The sequence below is a fragment of the Saltatorellus ferox genome (genome assembly GCA_007751475.1).
Taxonomy (GTDB): domain Bacteria; phylum Planctomycetota; class UBA1135; order UBA1135.
Genome location: CP036434.1, coordinates 86,744 through 106,148, shown reverse-complemented (window position 1 = coordinate 106,148; position 19,405 = coordinate 86,744). Strand labels below are relative to the sequence as shown.

The window sequence follows — 19,405 nt, the reverse complement described above, 5'->3', positions numbered from 1 at the left end:
TGGGGATCATTGGCCCTCGACGGATGCGGGGATCGTCGAGCTGGACGCTGCGACGGTTCCCGTCATCAGGCGCTCGAGTTCGCTCTCCGAGTAAACGCGATCGAAGTTGAACGTCCATGACTTCTCCCGGAAGCCGCGGCTTCCCAGGTCTTCCCCAAGGATGAGCTGAACCGATTCCAGCGGCACGAGGGGAGAGAGCGACGGAAAGAGACTGGTGCTCGCCCCACGTACGCCCACCTCGGTGGGCGCAGGAAGATAGAGCGTGATCGACTGATCGTAGCGCCCGTCCAAGCCGTCGACGGCTTGGAGGTCGCCCAGGACCCTGCCCTCTTGGGCGCTCGCCAGTACGGCGGAACGCAGGTCCGGACCTGGCATCGGAGCCAGCGCAGGGGCGCCGGTTCGAAAGTCGATCGAGTACGTCTTGCCCATCACTCGAACCTGCGGCCGATCGAAGGCGGAGGCGGGACGCCGAATGTTCGCATGGAGCTCCAGTACGCCGTCCATGCTCTCCGAGCGCGTGAGTGAGGCCGTCTTGGCGTCGAAGAGCAGGCCCGAAGCGGAGGAGGGTCGGCCGACGATGTAGGCGTGGTCGCCTTCGACGATCTCTCGGGCAAGATCCTGGGCCAGCGCAATGGCCGTATCGTTCGTCAGCTTCTCCGAAAACGCGCCCGAGTCTTGCTGGAGCCACGCGGAGGGAATCAGAACCGAGGTCCAGAAAGCGGGCTTGCTCGGCCCGCCGCCCAACCTGTCCCCGAATCGAAACTCCAGAGGGTCCGGCGAAACGATGAACTGGCGCAACGTTCCCTGGATAGTGCCGCCCTGCACTGGCTCGAACTGGAAGTCGGAGGCTCTGGCGATGGCGTCGCTCGCCACGCTACCTTCTTCACCGTCCGTGCCCGCCAGTTCCAGGGTGCGCAGCAGCTGAGCGGTCGAGAAGTAGCGCGGCGCCTCCAACCCCTCGATGTCGTAGAGAGACGCCTCCAGGTTGACGCCTTCGAAGGAGTAGCTGCGGTCAGGGAAGAAGAGTTCGACAGGACCTGCCAGGAAGAGCGCGAAGCTCAGAAGATTGGCGCGACTCTCCGGCTTGACCGGGTAGCTGAAAGAGTCGACGTCGAGAAGGAGGTCAGCCCTGGCTTCACGAGCCGCCGCGACCCAGTAGCTGGGCAGCAGCCCGGCGGAGGAAAGTGCCTCGTACTCCTCCACGGTGGGACGAGGGAGGACCTTGACGGTGCTGAACGCGTTGGCCTCGAGGACTTCACACAGGCGCAGTGTCAGGAGGCTATGCTCGTCGCGGCTCTGGCCGCTCGCTGCGCCGAGCGGCTGAAAGTCGAAGGCGAACGGCGCCCCTTGACGATCCACGCCGTCGGGAAGCACCTGCACCTTGGACTCGTCCATGGGGATGACGGCGACGTGGTACGGCAAGGGCTGCCAGTCGGCGGGAGCACCGGTCAACTTCAAAGGGCGCTCCGTGGTATAGGAGACGCAGGAGACCAGCGGAAGAACCGCGAGCGCTGCGAGGCTGGCAACGGACAGCTTGGTTCGCGAGGAACCCGATGGATGGCGACGACGCATGGGCAGGATGAGTGGCCCGACGCGATCAGGGGCACGGAATGATGGCAGCACCGGGCAATGAGGGCGGGGTTTAGTGTATCAGTCCGTCGACTTCGCGCAGCGGAATCCCACTCTGGGAGCAGCGGGCGTTCGCCGCCATGAATCAGTCAGCTGAAGACGGTCCACCGTGCGGAAGTCATGGGGCGCCATGGTGAGGCCGTATGCTTCCCACTTCCCGCCGCTCGGTGGCCAGCCTGCCCCGACCACGAAGAAGAGAGGCCCCTCGCTTCCGTAGACGCCCCCCCGATCGGCCGGAAACTTCCGGACGAGTTCTTCCGTTTTCACCCCACCATTGACGAGGTCGGCGCAGAAAGTTGAGTCGTTCGACTTGAACAACAGCATCCCCTGCTCCTTCCACATGGGCGTTTGCGTCCACTCGGCGACGTTCCCGCAGAGGTGGAAGATTCCATCGGGGGAAGCGTAGGCCGGATCGTCGACCTCGCAGAATTCGCCAGCTTCCGTGAGGAACGCGCGCGCGCCATCCGATCTCGGGCTCTGCCTCGTCGCAAAGATGCGCCCCTCCTCGCCTCGAACCGCGTACTCCCACTCGAGCAGCGTCGGGAGGCGTTTTCCCGCCCAGCGGGCATACGCCATCGCTTCCTCCCAGAGCACCCCCGACACCGGCGTCTTTTCGCGACGCGACACCTGACGCAGCCCGAGCCAGCGCTCTCTGCCTGCCCGCAGTCTCTCGGCAGCGGTCTCGCTCCCGAGGCTTCCCAGAAAGGGCCAGTTCTGCAGGTCGCCGTAGCCGCTCGCCGATTCGACGAACTCCAAGAACTGAGCGACGGTCACCTCGGTCTCGTCGAGGTAGTAGTCGGCGAGGTCGTCCGATTCGATCAGGATCTGGCCCTCACTCTTGAAGAACGTCGCCTGGGCCTGCAGATAGGAGAGGTAGCTGCGGTTCTCGGTCAGGTACGGAGCGCCCGTCCTCCGGAAGCGCCCCCACAGTTCGTCGCCGGGCTTCGCTCCGCCCTCGGCGAAGACGTAGCCGTCGACGTGCGAAGGGCCACGGATCAGACGCATCGCTCCGCCCTTGAGGTCGCCCCCCGGCTCCAGTCGAGACGGAAGCGACGGCATCACCCGTCCTATGGCCAGCGATACCTCCCGCGTGGTCCGCTTCTGCGGATCGCCGCGCTTCGAAGCCGCCACGGTCACCTTCGCTTCCTTGCGGGACCAGGCCCGTTCCAACGGAAGCTCGAACACGAGGCGTTCGCTCCGAGAGTCCGCCGTGTGGTCCACGGGCGACATGAGGTGCAGCGGAAACGCAGTCCCGTCGACCTCCAGGTTCGCGGTCGGCGGCCACTCGACCCCATTGGCATCGGCCACCGTACAGCTCACACGCACGACCTCGAAAGCTCCTGTCTCCAACTCCAGCGGCGACATCCGCGGGTTTCTGGCGGCCACCGAGAATCGCGCGCATTCGCGAACCTCCGTGTGCCCAGCCAGGTCTCTCAGTCGGACCGTCAGACGGTATTCCCCGTCCTCCCACTCCGCGTTCTGGAGCATCGTGCGGGCCCAGAGGTCCGGGCCCAGGACCCAGGCACCGTTCCGGCGAGCCACCTCGATCCCGGCGCCCTCGATCTCGGCAGCGCTGAACCTCTCGATGCGAACCGGCCCTCCGCGCAGCTCGACCTCGACGACGACTCGATCGAGTGAGTCCGGTTCGTCGAGTCGGAGAACGAGATCCGGAAGCAGATCCGCGGTCACACGTGCATCGAGCAAGCGTGTCTCCCGCGCCGTCTCGAATCCGCAGAACTCCACGCCGAGTTCCCGTAGGACTTGCAGCTCGATGGGGATCGTCAGGATCGGCGCGGGTAGTTCGTTGGAACGCAGGCTCGTCATCCACGGCTCGTCGCCCACATCCTCGGCCCCGGCGGGACTTCCCGGGCGTCTGGCGGCGAGGCCACGTCGCTCGAACTGACGCAGGACGAGCGCCTCCGTTCCGGGTGCGGCTGAACTCAGCTGAAAGGCGATCTGCCTCGCCACGCGTGGCGCCGCACCGGACACCGCCCCCAGAAGCTCTTCCATTCCGCTCTCCGGCGCGACCCGGTACAGGCCGAAGACCGACTCGGGGCTAGAGCGTTCGATCATGAGCGTCGCGGCGCCGGGCGGCACGTACGTCACTTTCTCGGTGCCGAGGCCCTGATGCCGACCACCCGAGTCCACGATGGCCAGGGGTGAATCGTCGGACAGCGACACGAAGGTCACGTTGGCCAGACGCCGGTCGCCCCCTTGATCGGACGGCAGCAGACCGGAGTCCACCACCTCGAGGATGGCCGTAAAGGTCATCCCAGCTCGCGGACGGGCCGCCCTTGCTCCGAGGAGCGCGTCCACTGGCACGACGAACGAGAAACGACCGTCCTCGAACGTTTCGAACTGGTCTTCTCCAAGCCCCTTGAGCCCCAGGCGGATGGACCGCCCCCAGGCTGCCTTCCGGAAGCGGCCGCTCAGTTCGATGCGATCGACCTCGTTGTTCAGATGAACGCGTGTGGATCGAAGGTCGCCCTCCTCCAGGTTCAGGGGCACCGGTTCGAGCCTCGGCTTCCCGGATGGCGCGAGTCGGAAGAGGTGCACCGAATCGGGGTCGATCGTCGAGGGCTCGTTCGTGAGCACGAGCTCGACCGGCTCGCCTACCCTCATTCTACGACCCGCACGATCCTCGAGCGCGACGGTGAAGCTCGACCGGGTGACGCCCGCCTCGGCGACGTCGACCTGATCGACCCGGAGGGCAACGGTGAAGTCGAGCGGGTTGACGACGGGCTCGAGGCGTTCCACGCCAGCGGATCTGGTATCGACGATGCCCGCCCTGGAGACGGTGGGCCCCGCGCCCAGCACCTCCGCGACGATCCGATGGCTGGTCCCACCCCACACGAGGCGCGGCTCGCCCGCCTGGAGGTCGATGCCCGCCGCTGCGGACGGCCTCGCTCCTGGCGGCACCAGCCTGAAGTTCGTCCTTGCGGTTCCCAGGGGCCCCACGGTCGCCAGCCGGAACGGCAGACTGACGACATGCGACTCCGGCCAGCGAATGAATACATCCGTTCGCGGGAGCTCCGCCCCGTCCATGACGCGAAACTCGAAGCCTCCGTTCCCGTCCGAAACGAGCGTCACGTCACGAAGGGGCTTCGCCTCGGGATCCTTCGGGGAGTCTCCTTCCATCAGAAGTGGAGATCCGGCGGGAGGTGGCGCGCCCCCTGCTTTCAGAACCGCTCGAGAGCCCAGGTTGTCGTTCGCAAGGCCCAGCACGTTGTCAAAGGTGAAGCTCGACACCAGGTCCTTCGATGGCTCGGCATCAGGGTCGCTTCTGGAGTATCTCCAGATCGAAACGTCGCCGACCTGCTGGAACTCCGGCGCCTTCAGAAACGTATGGAGCACCATCGCGAGGAGCGACAGAAGTAGAATCGGCACCGCGATCAGGAACGACGTGGAGACCAGCGGCTGCATCGCCTTCTCGAGCGCGACCCGCGCTTCGCTCGCCGACTGAAACCGACGCTCCCGGTCTTTCTCGAGACACCGGTCCACGACCGCCGCAAGCCGACGCGGAACCTTCGGTCGGACATCGCGCACCTTGCGCGGTGCCTCCATGAGATGCTGCCGATAGGCATCCTTGAGCGACGTCGCTTTTCTCGCGAACGGATAGGTTCCCGTGAGCGCCTTGAAGCCGACGACGCCGAGGGAGTAGATATCGGAACGCCCATCGAGAGTCTCGATATCCAGGTCCCTTCGCAGGTGCTTGCACTGCTCAGGCGAGGAGTAGAGCACGGTCCCGCCCCTCGCGCGTCGGACGGGTCCGTCGACGGACGGCGCCGCGCCGGCCCTGGCGCCGGCGATGGCCATGGCGCGCTGCAAAAAGCGGATCTCCGGGGTCAGCCCTCGTCCGTCCTTTGAATCGCCGCCCGCGGGAAAGAGGGTCTGCTCGAGAAGATCCTCGTTCGGATCGTCCTCATCGACGACGACGCGCCCGATGTCCGCCAGTTCGTTGCTGACGTTCTGGCCGATCCCGAAGTCGATCACCTTCGCCGTCTCGGCGCCCTGCTCCGGCGCTCCGAGGATGAAGATGTTCTGCGGCTTGAGGTCCAGGTGGAGGAGCGCTCGCCCCTCCGGGACCTCGTGGGCACAGCGCAACGCGGCCAGCACGTCGAGCATGATCTTCCCCACGCGCATCGGCTCGAGCTGCTTCTCGTCCTTGAGAACGTCCGCCAGTTCGCGCCCCTCCAGGAACTCCATCACGAAGTAGTAGATGCCCTCGGCGGTCCTGTCGAACGTCATCCATTGGACGATGTTGGGATGGCTGAGAAGCGTGAGCCGCTGGGCTTCCTCCTGGAAGCTGCGGATCGCCTTCTGGCTGCCCTGGATGTTGGAGTTCAGAACCTTGATGGCGACGCGGGCTCCGCTCTGCTCGCCGAGTTCCTCGGCGAATCCAAGATCGACCGCTTGGTAGACGGTGCCGAATCCGCCCTTCCCGAGCCGGCCCGTGATGAGGTACTTGCCTTTGAGGGTCTTCCCGATCAGGTCCTCCCCGCGCGCGACCGTCTCCAGCGTGTTCTTGGACGCCTCAGGCGCGGACTTCAGCATGTGCCCCTCGATCGCTTGCAGCGCATCCGTCAGCTCGAACAGAGCAGCGGGTGCGGAGACGGAATCGCCGAGCGTCGAAGAGTGGTCTGCAGCCCAAGCATCGAGAGTTCTCTCCAGCTCGATCTGTCCACCGCGGTTCGTGAAGACGTGCGGCGTCGCGCCGGCGGGAAGCGACTCCTCCGCGATGGTCCGGGTCCATGTGAAGAGCGAGTCCGCGCCCTCGGCGCTCGCACTCTTCCGGCCCTCCACCTCGCCTTCACCCCGCGCCACGACCACGGAGTCCAGAAAGCGTCGAGCGGCTTCGCTGCGACCGAGCCCGGTGGCTTCACAGGCCTGCGCCAGGGCCGTCTTCACGCGCAAGGTCAGGAGTCGGTCGACCTCGGAAGGCGGACTGCTTAGGGAGAGCTGCTCGATGATCACCCGTTCGCCTGCGCTCAAGGCAGGATTCAGGATGGCCTCCCTCAGCCTGCGCGCGAAGACGGATCGCCCGAGGCTACTCGGCTCTTCCTGGAGCGGCTCGATCAGCGAATCGCAAACATGGGCCACGAGCGCGTCGAGCGGATCGATGGGATGGCTCGACGGAATTCGGGCGGGCATGAAGAGACGGTCCTGAGCTTGGCGTGGGGCACAGTCGAGCGTTGGACGCTAAGAAATGGTCTGCGGGGCCGCTACGGTGCACGTGGACGAAATCCTGTCAGGGATTCCGCCGACCCCGGTGGACCAATCTGGGCCGGCGGAACATCGAGTGGACTTCTTCGTGAGCAGAACGGAGGGGTTCGACTTTCGGCTTTTCACCGTTTGTTATCCTTGCGAGTGGCCCTGTCAGAGGTGGCGCCCGGATCACTCATCAAATTGCGTCGCCAGTGCTCTGGAACTGCCCAACCGTCGCCTCGCCCCGTCCGAGCCCATGTCGCACCCCACTCCGTTCAGTCCAACCTCCATCGGCGGTCAGCGAGCCGCCCTCCTCGTCGCCTGGGCGGCGATCGCACCCGCGCTACTTTCCGGCTGCGGCCTGGGCCTCGCGGGCGGCGCCAGCGCGGCCTCGGGAGGCGGCGATGGCGGAGGAGATCTGGAACAGGTCTCGCTCCTGATCTCCGAGTCGACCCCGAAGCTCTCCCGGACGCCCCTGACGGAGCCCACCACCAGTCCCGCGATGCTGCCCGACGGCACCCTGGTGGCGGAGCCCGGCGAAAAGATCACGCTCATGTTCTCTGGCGCCATCGATCAGAGCCTCACCCCCGCCGACTTCCGGGTGCAGATCAAGCGTCCGATGGAGGCGTTCGTCGACGTTCCGATCGAGCGAGTTTCCTATCCGAGTTCACGCTCGTTGGACCTGGAGCTCGCTGACCAGACAGTGCACAACAGCGTGTACCGCGTGCTCGCCAGTCGCCTTCGATCGGCCGCGGGGCTCGCGATCACCGGCGGCTCCACGACATACTTTCTCGTGCGCGACGGCAAGTGGGCCGACCCGGAGCTGATCACGAGCGGCACCGATGAAATCGGCGGAGTGACGGTCACGCCCGATCTCAACCTCTACGCCACGCTCGAAGGCAGCTACTTCCAGGCGAGCAGCAACGGCATCTTCTGGTTCCATTCGCTGCTGAGTTCGCGCTTCGGCGGCCCCTGGCAGTTCCCGATCACGATCAACACGCGGCTCTCGGCTGGTAGTGAATACGGCGTTCAGCCGCAGACCGGACGCCTCGACTTCACCGACGAACTCGGCTGGTTCCGCATCGCAGAGGGCGATCCGAACGAGGGCCGAGCGGACGCGTTTCGCATGATCCTGAGGGCGCCCGTGGGCTACCTGACGCCGATGGACGGCCTGCAGTTCGGCGACCCTGTCATGATCACCTCCCAGGCCGACAGCAAGGGCCGGATCGACCTTCCGCGCGCCGGGGTGTCCGATGAACTGGGCGGTCCACACTTCAGCTTCAACCCGGCCCTCGTATCCAAGCACCACGACCTCGGGGCGGCGTTCTGGGCGCTTTCCGAGCCGACGGACGTGACGCCTTCTCGGAACGAGTTCGAGCATCAGAAGGTGTACGCGAATTCCACGAGCGTGGCCCCCTACACCGCCGGCGGAGTCATTCAATGGCATGACTGGGATCCGGCCACGCGTCTATCGGCCGATGGCGAGAACCACAACTCTTGGCCGGTCGTCACCGAAACGCCCGACGGCGGAGCCATTGCCATGTGGTGGTCCGCTGCGACCACGGTAGGTCTCTTCGACGAGCTCGTGGACAGGTACTGGATCGCCGAGTGGATCCCGGGTGCAGGCTGGCAGCCCACCGTCGATGTGACGCCTTCGGGCGAGAGTGGCAACCTGCCGGCGCTCACTGACATCAAGGTCGTCCGTCGCGGCGTCGGCGCCAGCGCGACCGACCACGTCGTCGTGTTCACCCGCCGCGCAGGCCAGCCGAGCGCGCGCCAGCTGGACCTCGCGAGCTTCTCCTGGACGGCTCCGATGGCCCCTTCCCCCACCGTCCCCGGGGGAACGCCCTACACGGTGTACCAGACCCCCGTATGGGACGACTACGTGGCACGGGATGCGAACCAGACGATTGGCTACGGCTTCCAGCTTCGCCCCCGCGTGGGGCGCATGACGCCCCAGGCGCGATCGACCGGGGGGAACGCTTTCCTCGTTCAATGGGTGGAGCGCCTCGACCCGAACATGGCCTCGGACACTCGCCTCGTCGTCGCCGAGTACCGCGCCGATGAAGCCTTGCCGTGGGGTCCGCCGGAGGATCTGTCCGGCGTGTCCGTCATCGACACCGACGACCCCGAGAACTCGTTCGTCAACCTGACGGTGGATCAGAACGGCTGGGCGACGCTCTTCGTTCGTCAGGTGGACGCAGCGAACGGGCTCGGGAGGATCTACGCGAAGCGAACGAACCTCCCGTCGAACGGCGTCTCGGGCCTGTCGAACCAGACGATCCCGGGCGAGCCCATCACTCCGGAAGGATTCGACGCGAGTTTCCCCTCGATATCGAACGTGCACCCCTCGGGCGCCCTGGCGGTCTCCTGGCAGTTCCGTCTCGACGCGAACGAGAAGCGACCGCTGGGCGCCGCCGCGGCGCGCTTCCGCTAGCCTGGAAAGCGGGCAGGCTCGAAGAGGGGCCCCTGAACGAGTTCTGGTACACAGGGCTTTCCGAGTCGAGGACTGCGAGAGTCGAGAATGGGCCGTATCATCCCGGGCGGCGTGCTCCCATGAACGATCCTGACGACCCCATTCCGACCGACCTCGACGGGGCCCTGGCGGGCGCGACCGACGTGGAGGTCTTCGACGCTGGCGACCGCGGCTGCGGTGAACTGGCCCTCGAGCTTCGCATGCGGATCCAGAAGCTCCCGGAATACGCGACGCTGATGCTGGTGACCACGGACGCAGGGGCTCCCGAGGACGTCCCCGCGTGGGCTCGACTCACCGGCAACGTGCTCCTCGCCGCCGCCCCTCCGCGCTTTCTGATCGAACGCCGGCTCCCGGAAAATCGATCCCCGGACGATCGATCCCCGGACGACCGACTCTGAGCAGCCCGGCCCATAGCCCACCGGAAGAACCGCAGCTGAACGTCGCCGCGGCCGGTCTCCACCCCCTCTGTCACCACCCATCCCATCATGTCCAACCGCTTCGTCGTCTCGCTCACCTGTGCCAAGGAAGACACCGACAAGGCCACCGTCGCCTTCGTCGTCGCCAACGCCGCGCTCGGTTCCAGCCAGGACACCGTCGTGTTCCTGAGCACCGAGGCCGTCCGACTCGCCGAGAAGGGCTACGCCGACGATATCGCCGAGGAAGGCTTCGCGCGCCTCGCCGATCTGATGTCCAGCTTCGCCGAGGCCGGTGGAGAGATCTACGTCTGCGCCCCCTGCATGAAGAAGCGCGGCCTCGACGAGGCCGAACTCGTCGCAGGCGCCAAGGTCGTCGGCGGCGCCAAGCTCGTCGAATTCATGGCGGGCGGCTGCCCGAGCGTCTCTTACTAACACGCCTCCCGTGACCGAACACGCCCACGCCCCCGACGTCAGCTTCGACGGCGGCAACCTCGACTGCGGCAACGGCCTCCTGCTGCTGATCCGCAAGCACATCGACCCGCTCGGCCCCGGACGGCTCCTCGAGATCCTGTCCTCCGAGAAGTCCGTGGTCGAGGACCTGCCCGCCTGGTGCCGCCTGACCGGGAACGAGCTGGTTTCCCAGCTCGACCGCGGGGAGCATCGCAGCTTCCTCGTGTCCAAGGGCGCGTTCGATCCGGTCGCCTTCCAGAAGAGCGGCGCGCAGCGCGAGTCGATGCCTCTCACCCAGGAGGTGATCGAGGTGCAGATTCCGGCCTCGCTGCCGGATCCTGCGCCCGCGCCTCCGATCGCGCCTTTCTCCGTCATGGGCGTCGGAAGCTGGCCGCGGCCGAACTGGCTTCTGAGGTCATTGCACGAGCGCCTCGAAGGACGACTCTCCGACGACGAGTTCGACGCCGCGGCGCAGGACGCCGTGCGGCTCGCCGTCCAGGCACAGGAGCGCGCGGGCGTGGACGTGATCACGGACGGCGAGCAGCGCCGCGACAACTACGCGAGCTTCGTGGGCGGGCTGCTCGACAACTGCCAGTTGATCCCGCTGACCGACCTCTTGCCCTACGTCGACCATCCCGAGGAGTTCCAGCGCGAACTCGACTCGCTCGACGTACCGGCGGCCGAGGTGCGGCATCCCGCCGTTTTCGGGCCGCTCGGGCGGAGTCGTCCGCTCGCCGTCCACGAGGTCCAGTTCGCCCGGACGCTGACCGATCGACCGATCAAGGTCGCGCTGCCCGGGCCCTATCTGCTGACGCGGACCATGTGGATGGAGTGCATCTCGGACCGCGCTTACGCGGACCGGGACGAGCTGGCGAAGGACGTGATCCGCGTGCTGCGGGAAGAGCTGCACTACCTGCTCGCGGAGGGCACGGCCTTGATCCAGTTCGACGAGCCGGTGCTCACCGAGGTCGCGCACGGCGCCCACGCGACGGGCGGCCGAAGCTTCATGTGCGGCGCCCTCGGCGAACGCGGCGAGACGAAGGCAGAGCTCGGCTTCGCGACGGAGCTTCTGAAGGCCGTCTTCGAGGGACTTCCCGAGGAACGCCTCGCGCTCCACGTTTGTCGCGGGAACTGGTCGCGCGACGAATCCGTCGCGCTGTCCGGCGACTACGCGCCGCTCCTGCCTCTGTTCGAGCAGGTGCCCGTGGGCACGCTTGTGCTGGAGCTGTGCACGCCGCGCGCCGGTGACGAAGCCGTACTGCGCAGTCTTCCGGATTCGCGCAGGATCGGGGTCGGGGTCGTGAACCAGAAGCACGATCGGATCGAGACCGTCGACGAGATCATCGCCAAGGCGCAGCGCGCGGTCGATCTCTTCGGGGCCGAGCGCGTGCTCCTCAATCCCGACTGCGGCTTCGCGACGTTCGCGGACAACCCGATCGCCGCAGCCGGGGTCGCCGAGAAGAAGCTGGCGGCGATGGTGGAAGCGAGCCGCAGGCTGCGGGGCGGATGAGAACCGAGGGAGGGCGGTATCCGTCCTCCCTCGGTTCGTCTCGCGATCAGAAGTACGTCGTGAGCTGCAGGTAGCCGACCTTCCGGTCATCGTTGTCGATGCCGAAGCCGAAGCCCGCGTGAAGCCCTGACCGGAACTCCTTGCCGATGAGCAGGTCCGTCTCGAAGTCGCCGAGCTGAGTGGCGCTGCCCCGGCGGTCCAGCGTCATCACGGACGCCGTCATGTCGAGGTCCCAGCCAGGCGTGAACGCCACGCTCAGCTGGTTCGTGGCGAGGTTGCTGCGCCAGATGCCGCCGTACTGGTGCAGGAGGCCTGCGGTGTTGAAGTCGGCGGGGTTGATGTGCAGCGCGCCCTCACTCTCCGTGCGCGTGACCGCGACGCGACGAAGGAACTCACCGTTCTCGGCATCGAAGTTCTTCTCGAGGATGATGCGGTAGGCCGAAACGTCCTTGCCGCCGTTTCCGACGGTGCGGTGACCGAACTGTCCGATCCACTCGAAGAGTCCCTCGATGTTGCCATCCGCTTCGACGCCGACCCACGAATCATCGCCGTTGCGGGTGACGTCGCCCTCGCGCAGGCCCGCCATGTAGTACGCGTTGAGCGTCCGAAGATAGCTGTCCTCGGAGGCGTTCCAGCGCGCCGTGCCTCCGGCGTAGCGCTCGCCGCCGCCGGGGAGCTGACTCTGGAGGGGCCCGTAGTTGTCGAAGGCGAAGAGTTCGACGTCGACCTCATCGAAGCTACGCGAGAGCCACGCGCCCGTGAAAGCCCCCGGGTACTGAAGGAAGTCGCAGGAGCCGAGGACGAGGCCGTTGGCGAGGAAGTAGTTGCTGCGACCGATGCGGAGCTTCTCGCCGAGCTCGAACGCGTTGTCGAGCTGCATGTAGGCCTGACCGATACCGTTGAAGTTGGTGCGCGAGGCGAAGCCGTCTTGGGACAGATCCGGCTGGGCATCCGAGTAACCCTCGGCCCCGGCCCAGACCTCCGAGAAGTTGAACTCCACGAAGGCCTGGATGTAGTCGTTGACCTGGTAGTCCATCTGGATGCGCGTGCGCATCGTCTGCTGATCGTTCCCGTTGTAGGGGGCGGAGTCAGGGGCATTCGCAGCGCGCGCACGGAAACGAATGTCACCCGTGAGGGTGAGGGCGTTCGAGCGGAGTTCCAGCCCCGTCTCGATGCGCTCCATCTCTTCGGCGGGAGGCGCGAAGCTGAAGCACTGGTTCTGGGGGGAGTAGCACTGCTGAGCGGTAGCGACGCTGGCGAGGGCCGACGTCGCCGCGATCGCGGCGTAGAGTCTGGGGGTAGGATGCATACTGGAGAGCCGTGGCTGCGGGGGGGGATTGGACGGGGCTCCCTCCGCGCGCAGACGATCCAGTGGCAGACTCGAGGATGCTTCAGGCGTGCTGAACGCCGTTTGCGAGACCGACCGGCCCCTCGCCCCTACGCAGATTCGCTCCGCGGGAAGGTCGAGGGCGTCCTCAGGTGTGCTGAGGAACGAACGGAATCGGGGTCTGGCCGGTCACGGGGCGGAGCTTACGCCCCATCTCCGGGGCTGGCAAGTCAACGTCCTGGGAGGGTGTCCCTGATGGACGGGATGACCCGAGGGAATCCCACCGGTCAGGGCTCGACGACCCGCAGCGGCACGTTGCACGTGGCGCCGCCCCCCTTCCCGTCACGCACGTAGGCGAAGAGGCGATAGACGCCAGGCTCGTCGGGCAGAAGGATCTGGGCGGATAGGCGCTTCGAGGAGACGATCGAGCGAGGAAGATCGGGCATGGGCTCCTCCCGCTGGCCGAACGACCCCTTGCCGGCCGAGGCCCTGCGCAGCACCCATTCGACGTCCAGCTTGTTCCGCTCCGGGTCGCGCGCGTCGACGGTCACCTTGAAGCGGTCACCTGGGTGGATGTCCTTCGCGTTCGGAATTCCCTGGATGCCGATCTGACCCTCGATGGCTGGACAGAGATTCCTGGGCGCCTTCCCGGTCCAGAGCTCGGTCATCACGTCCACGCATCCGAGGCGGGTGCCATCGGGCAGCAACATGCCGTACCACGTCGCCGTCGTCTCCTGCTTGTCGCCCCAGAGGAAGGCGTAGGAGCCGATGCAGAGCGGCTGATCCCGCACGGCTTCCTCGTAGGCGCGCCGATAGTTCTCCGCCTTGGCGGTGCTGGTTTCCTCGATCGGCAGGCCGTAGGGCGTGGACGGCGACTCCCAGTGCCCGCGCGCGCCGAACTCGGTCAGCATGTAGGGCCGCTTGCCGCCCGCCTCGACGTAGCGCTTGCCGACGGTCGGGGCCAAACCGTAGCTGTTGATCCCGATCACGTCGATCGACGGAGCGAGGCGATCGAGATCGCGGATCTTCTTGCCGCCCCCCATCTCCGCGATCACGGTCATCGTCGGATGATCCGGATCGAGGGAGTGAGCGAGCTGCGCGAGGCGTTCGAGCTGGACGTAGACGAGGGGGTCGTTGCCGTCGCCCTCCATCTCGTTGCCGATCGCCCACATGAGCAGTGCTGGATGCTTCCGATGGGCCTTGATCGCACGCTCGAGGGAGCTGGCCTGGCGGGCGAGGGCTTCCTCGTTCGAGTAGTCCATCCCCGCGCCCGTCCGGTTCAGCCAGACCCCGAGCGTGACCGACACGCCACGCTTCTGCGCCTCGTCGAGAAGCGCCGCGGTCACGTCGCCGACGCCCCAGGTACGTATCGAATTACCGCCGCACGCGGCGAGCAGCTCGAGGTGGGAGTCCCCGCCGACGCCGTGGACGAAGTAGTCCTTGCCGTCGCGAGTCAGCTCGGCCCGGCCACCTTTGACCCTGACCTCGACCTGCAGCGGAACCGCCCCTGCTGCCTGGCCGAACCAGCCGACCATGGCGGCGCCAAGGAGCGCGCGGACGAACCTTCGGCGGCGTGAACGGGTGTGGACCGACTCTGGCATGCGCAGACTCTACCAGGGGACGACGAGGAGACTCCGTCGGAATCGCACCGGGTACGTCCTCAGGGCCACCGGGTCGAGGGGGTCCCTTTCCGGTCGACCCTCTCGCTTCGTTCCCATTGTCGAAACCGCCAATAACCGCCAGCGGAGCGGAATTACTTTCCTGGTCTGTCGATCAATCGAGCCGCAGCGCATAGACCGCGACCTCGCCCGGCGCGAAGTACCCGTCGTCCTCAGCCCAGACGTCCACGCGCAGCGTCCCGTCGCCGACCTCGCGTCGAATCAACCGTAGATCTACCGTCGACGCTACGTCCGCTCCCCCCGACCGTTCCCGCAACCGATCGCGATCGATCCGGCCGTGGCCTTCGACGCGGACCGCCAGAGGCTGCCCCTCCGCGATCACGATCAGCGCGCGCAGCCCGGGCTCTCCGACGGGAACCTCCAGCGTCACCCGCCCCGGAACGCCGGGCGTCTCCAGCCTCACGCGATCCTTGAACGTCCACGAGAACTCGTGCTTCCGCTCGCCCGACCTGGCCGCCGCGGCACCGAGCCTCGCCACGCCGATCTGACCCGCATGCTCCTCGGACTCCAGCGAGCCGTCCCGAAAGATCTCCAGCATCCGAGCCTCGACCCCGGGACGCAGGCGCGCCCAGTCCGCCTCTTCCTCCCCATCCACCAGCGCCCGGATGGTATCCGCCCGCGGACCGTAGGACGTCCCCCCCGTCCCCACCCGGCCATGGCTCGTCTCCGAGATCACGTCCCCGGCATTGATCAGCCCGATCACCTCCCCGAGGTCATTCACGATCGGACTCCCGCTCGCTCCCCCGACGACCTCGATGTTGTACTCGAGGCACTGCGCCAGGCTCGGGTCCTCCGCGCGTCCGAAGAAGGGATCGATCACTCGGTTCAGCGAACCGATCGCCGTCTTCGCCGACGGCCTCGACAGGTCCGTGCCGCCGCGCACGAGACCTTCGCCCGGAAACCCAACGAAGGCGATCGGTTGACCGGCCTGCAGGGCGTAGAGGGTCTCTTCGGACGCAAGCCTGAGCGCAGGCGCCTGACCGCCGACGTCCTCCGGAGCGACCTCCAGCAACGCCACGTCGAAGGCGGGGGGCAGATCCAGCACCTCGCGACTGCTCTTGTCGTAGGGTCGAATCCGCTCGATGAGAGACGAGAAGCCCTCGTAGCCAGGGTGCGCTCGAACCCCCAGGATCCGCAGATCGACCGGCGGCCAGGCATTCGAACGCGCGATCAGAGACTCTTCCGCTCCCAGGGAAGCGAAGAGATCCGCCACGTGCGCGTTGGTCGCCAGCCAACCGTCGCGAATGGACCACGCGGTACCGATCCCCCGCTCGACGACACGCGCGCTGTCGCCAGCGCGCTCCGTGCGCTTGACGACGACGTAGACGGACGCCGCCGCCGACGCCAGCACGGTCCGGAAGTCCTCCGCCGCCGGACGCTCCACTCGCGCGTCGGCGGTGAGTCGGTGGGTTTCCACCTCGCCCGCTTCGAGTTCAGCGCCGCTCTTCCCCGTACCGCGAAGAGCCTGAACGCCCACCGCCCCTGCACAGAGCACCATGGCCACGAGAGCGAGGCTACGCCTGCGCTCCCGGCGCACGGCGGCATGGACCAGCTCCGTCATCGTCTCCAGGCCCACGGAAGTACGCAGCGGCGCTGCCTCGTCCCCTGCGATCGAGTCTCCCTTGGAATCGATGGCGATCGTGTCCCGCACCGAAGCTGCCCCCGCCTCCACGGCTTCTCGCGGAGCGATGGCCGCCCCTGGGATTTCAGCCGAGAACACCGGGCCGTCCGGTCCGACCGTCACTCGATCCGCCGGCCCGAGCGGGATGCGGCCAGCGAGTGCTCTCCCGTTCACGAACGTCCCGTTCCTGGATCGTAGGTCCTCGACCCAGAGCCGTCCGCTCTCCTCGAAGATCGCGAGATGGTGGCCGGAAGCCCGCACGTGCCCCGCGTGCAGGACCACGTCGCAATCGAGGCGGCGTCCGATCACGACGCGCGACGTGGAAAGCGTCCGCTCGGGCGCCTCGCCGCGCGTGCCGGAGAGAAACCGAATCTTGATGTCGACCATGGAACGAATCTCGCCTCGCGATCAGCGAGCCTTGACCACCTCGATCGCCTTCCGAAACAGCGATAGCACGTAGGGCGCATCCTCGTACAGATCCTCGCGCAGAGTCTCCAGCAGCGCCAGGAGACTGCCGCTCTCCACGAAGGTCTCGATGCCCTCCCGCTGCTCCTCGCCCGCGCCAGCCACGAGCACCTCCGTGGTGAGCCCGGGGTCGAAGGCCAGCAAGACCGCCCAGATCGGGTCCGAGCGGGGCGGGAGCGGATCGGCGTAGATCTCCTTGGCGAGCATGTCCTTGTGGTCCTCGATCCAGCGAGCGACTTCCGCGCGGGTCGCTGAACCCTCCTGGCCGGCAGCCTCGATCCACGCCGACAGGAACACGGTCACCCGATCGAACTGACGCGCCTTCTCGAGCTTGTCCTCGAGGTCCAGCTCCACGCGCTCCCGAAGGAACGACAGGGCCCGGGCTCGACGCTCCGGATCTTTCTCCTGTCCCTCGAACGCACGGTTCAGCGCTGCCAGCGCGTACGCGTCTCGAACGGCCGTCGCGACCTCTTCCGTTTCGCTGTTCGCAAAATGGAGGAGCTTCTCTTCGATGTCGGCGTCGAGCCTCCTCTCCAGGGACGCTCCGTAGAGGATGGCTTCACTGATGCTGCCCACGTTGCCCTTGCAAGCGCCGAGCACGTAGTAGTGCCGCGCCTCCTCCAGGGACCTTGGCACGCCTGCGAGGCCATCGCTGCAGATGTGCCCCATGACGTAGGCCGCATCCGCCGACGGCGTTTCCGCATCGAGCGAGCGCTGGAGAAGTTCGATCATTCGACCCTTCCTGAACCACACCAGCTGATCGTCACGCCCGCGGGCCTCCTGGAGAAGATCGAGGTACAGCACGGCCAGCCAGGCCGCCGCCTCGCTGTCCGTATCCCTCTCCGCCGCCTCCGTCAGATCGTCCTGCACGCGCTTCCCGATCTGGTCTTCTCGACGTCCGTTCATGAACTCATCGAGGCCCATGACTCCCTGCAGGAGCTTCGCGCGCGCGGCCGCCTCCTCGTCTCCACCTACGGCCGCCTTCTGCAGCAGCGATTCCGTCTGCTCACGCCGCGATTCGTCGATCACGTAGTCGAGGCCGTTGAACTCCACCGCCAGCTCCGCCGCGATGACCTCGGTCCAGGGAACGAAGAGATCGTCGGTCGTGGCAAGTTCGATCAGCGCCTCTTGACCGCCCGGGTCGAGCAGATCCGTGGCCTTCTCGTAGCGCTGCTGCCTGCGGAATTCGTCCGAGAGCTCCTCGATGGGCCCTGAGAGCTGAGCGAGCCACGCTGGGCCATCGGCCTTCCGGACATGCTCCAGGAGCCCTGCGTATCCGCGGCTCCACTCGCGGCGGCTGCGCGCGTTCTTGACCAGCGTGGAGATCGCCATCAGGTCGGGCTCGGCGCGGACGCCCTGGATTCGAGGCTGGGGCCCGGATACGGGTTGGGTTCGAGACTCGTTCGGGGATCGAAGCCACGACCAGCCGATTCCACCCGCTGCCGCGAGCAGCATCGCCGCCGCCACCCACGGCAGGATCGAACGCGGCTCGGAGGCCGCGGGCGCCCCGGCATCATCGGTGTGGTCCTCGACGGGCGCACCTCCGATCGTCGAAGCGGAACCCGCGACGGCCGCCCGGATCCGCGATCGCATCTCGCGGGTCGGTGGACGGACGCCGCGCGCCTTCGAGGCGCCCGCGGCGGGATCGGCAAGATCCACCGCGCCGCCGAGGGCCTCCAGGACCGGCGTGATCTTCCGAGCCAGCTCGCCGCCGTCCGCGGGGCGCTCCGCCGCGTCGAGCGCGACGATGCTTTCGATCAGATCGACCACCTGCGAATCCAGCGCCGGCACGGACCGATCGAGCCGTTCGATCCCCGCCACGCACACCTGCTGCATGATCTCGGGAACGGACTTGCCGTCGAACGGGTGGCGACCTGTCAACAGGAAGCACGCCGTCGCGCCGAGCCCGTAGACGTCCGACGCCTTGCACGTTTCCTCGCTGCGTCGGAACTGCTCCGGCGCCATGTACATCGGCGTGCCGAGGAGCCCGCCGGTGGCCGTCAGGCCAAGGTGATCGTCGACGAGGCTCTTGGCGAGCCCGAGGTCGGCGATCTTGACGCGGCCCTCCCGCGAAATCATGACGTTCGCGGGCTTGATGTCCCGATGGATGAAATGGAGGCGGTGGGCTTCGGCGAGTCCTAGCGCCGCGTCGCGGAGGATCGTGAGCGCCTCTCGCGCGCCGAGGGGCCCCTTGCGCGCGACACGCTCGTCGGCGTCCTCGCCGTCGATGTAGTCGAGCACCATGTACTGGAGCCCGTGGGATTCGTTCACGTCGGTCGCGCGCACGAGGTTCGGATGCTCCAGTTTCGCGGCTACCGAAGCCTCCCGCTGAAAGCGTGCACCGGAGGAGCCAGGCGGCGCGGTCCGAATCTTGATCGCCACCTCGGTCTCCAGGCGCACGTGAAGCCCGCGGAAGACGTTGGCCATGCCCCCTTTTCCGAGCTGAGCGAAGAGCACGTAGCTTCCCAGCAGGGGATAGCCCTCCGCGCGCGGCAGGTCCCCGAGCAGCGGATGCTGGAGTAGCTCTTCGAGAGCGTCCCGCTCGGCCACGGTCTCGACATGGCCGACGAGCGTCTTTTCAAAAGTCTCTGGATTCAAGGTGCAGGGCGATCCTAAGGCGTCGAAAC

Annotated in this window: 10 protein-coding genes; 4 read left to right on the top strand and 6 right to left on the bottom strand. The window is 66.8% G+C overall.

Annotated elements, in window-relative coordinates; translation table 11 throughout:
* Nucleotides 1–6: 6 nt before the first annotated feature.
* Nucleotides 7–1,572, bottom strand: coding sequence for a hypothetical protein (locus Poly30_RS00390; protein WP_145194043.1), 1,566 nt, complete (start codon nucleotides 1,570–1,572; stop codon nucleotides 7–9).
* A gap of 78 nt (nucleotides 1,573–1,650) precedes the next feature.
* Nucleotides 1,651–6,780 carry a bifunctional serine/threonine-protein kinase/formylglycine-generating enzyme family protein gene (locus Poly30_RS00385; RefSeq protein ID WP_145194042.1) on the bottom strand — a complete coding sequence of 1,710 codons (5,130 nt, stop codon included), beginning with the start codon at nucleotides 6,778–6,780 and terminating at the stop codon, nucleotides 1,651–1,653.
* 310 nt (nucleotides 6,781–7,090) lie between these two features.
* Between Poly30_RS00385 and Poly30_RS00380 the strand changes: the two genes are divergently transcribed.
* The 4 genes from Poly30_RS00380 to Poly30_RS00365 all read left to right on the top strand — a co-directional run bounded on the left by Poly30_RS00380 (nucleotide 7,091) and on the right by Poly30_RS00365 (nucleotide 11,686).
* Nucleotides 7,091–9,271, top strand: a complete 2,181-nt coding sequence (locus tag Poly30_RS00380; RefSeq protein ID WP_145194041.1) for a hypothetical protein — start codon at nucleotides 7,091–7,093, stop codon at nucleotides 9,269–9,271.
* A gap of 119 nt (nucleotides 9,272–9,390) precedes the next feature.
* The gene (locus tag Poly30_RS00375) at nucleotides 9,391–9,708 is read left to right on the top strand and encodes a sulfurtransferase TusA family protein (protein WP_419190779.1); all 318 of its coding nucleotides are present in this window, start codon (nucleotides 9,391–9,393) and stop codon (nucleotides 9,706–9,708) included.
* Between the two features lie 87 nt (nucleotides 9,709–9,795).
* Entirely contained in the window at nucleotides 9,796–10,158 is a 363-nt protein-coding gene (locus Poly30_RS00370) for a DsrE family protein (protein WP_145194040.1), read from the top strand.
* A 10-nt stretch (nucleotides 10,159–10,168) separates the two neighbouring features.
* Entirely contained in the window at nucleotides 10,169–11,686 is a 1,518-nt protein-coding gene (locus tag Poly30_RS00365; protein ID WP_145194039.1) for a 5-methyltetrahydropteroyltriglutamate--homocysteine methyltransferase, read from the top strand.
* 46 nt (nucleotides 11,687–11,732) lie between these two features.
* Here the strand turns inward: Poly30_RS00365 and Poly30_RS00360 are convergent, their stop codons facing one another.
* The 4 genes from Poly30_RS00360 to Poly30_RS00345 all read right to left on the bottom strand — a co-directional run bounded on the left by Poly30_RS00360 (nucleotide 11,733) and on the right by Poly30_RS00345 (nucleotide 19,376).
* A complete protein-coding gene (locus tag Poly30_RS00360; protein WP_145194038.1) occupies nucleotides 11,733–12,995 on the bottom strand; it encodes an alginate export family protein in 1,263 nt (420 codons plus the stop codon).
* Between the two features lie 305 nt (nucleotides 12,996–13,300).
* Nucleotides 13,301–14,614: a glycoside hydrolase family 2 TIM barrel-domain containing protein gene (locus Poly30_RS00355; protein ID WP_145194037.1), complete on the bottom strand. Its 1,314-nt coding sequence runs from the start codon at nucleotides 14,612–14,614 to the stop codon at nucleotides 13,301–13,303.
* A gap of 172 nt (nucleotides 14,615–14,786) precedes the next feature.
* Complete coding sequence (locus Poly30_RS00350) at nucleotides 14,787–16,700, bottom strand: FHA domain-containing protein (RefSeq protein ID WP_145194036.1); 1,914 nt, start codon at nucleotides 16,698–16,700, stop codon at nucleotides 14,787–14,789.
* A 21-nt stretch (nucleotides 16,701–16,721) separates the two neighbouring features.
* Nucleotides 16,722–19,376: a serine/threonine protein kinase gene (locus Poly30_RS00345; protein ID WP_419190776.1), complete on the bottom strand. Its 2,655-nt coding sequence runs from the start codon at nucleotides 19,374–19,376 to the stop codon at nucleotides 16,722–16,724.
* Nucleotides 19,377–19,405: the final 29 nt, after the last annotated feature.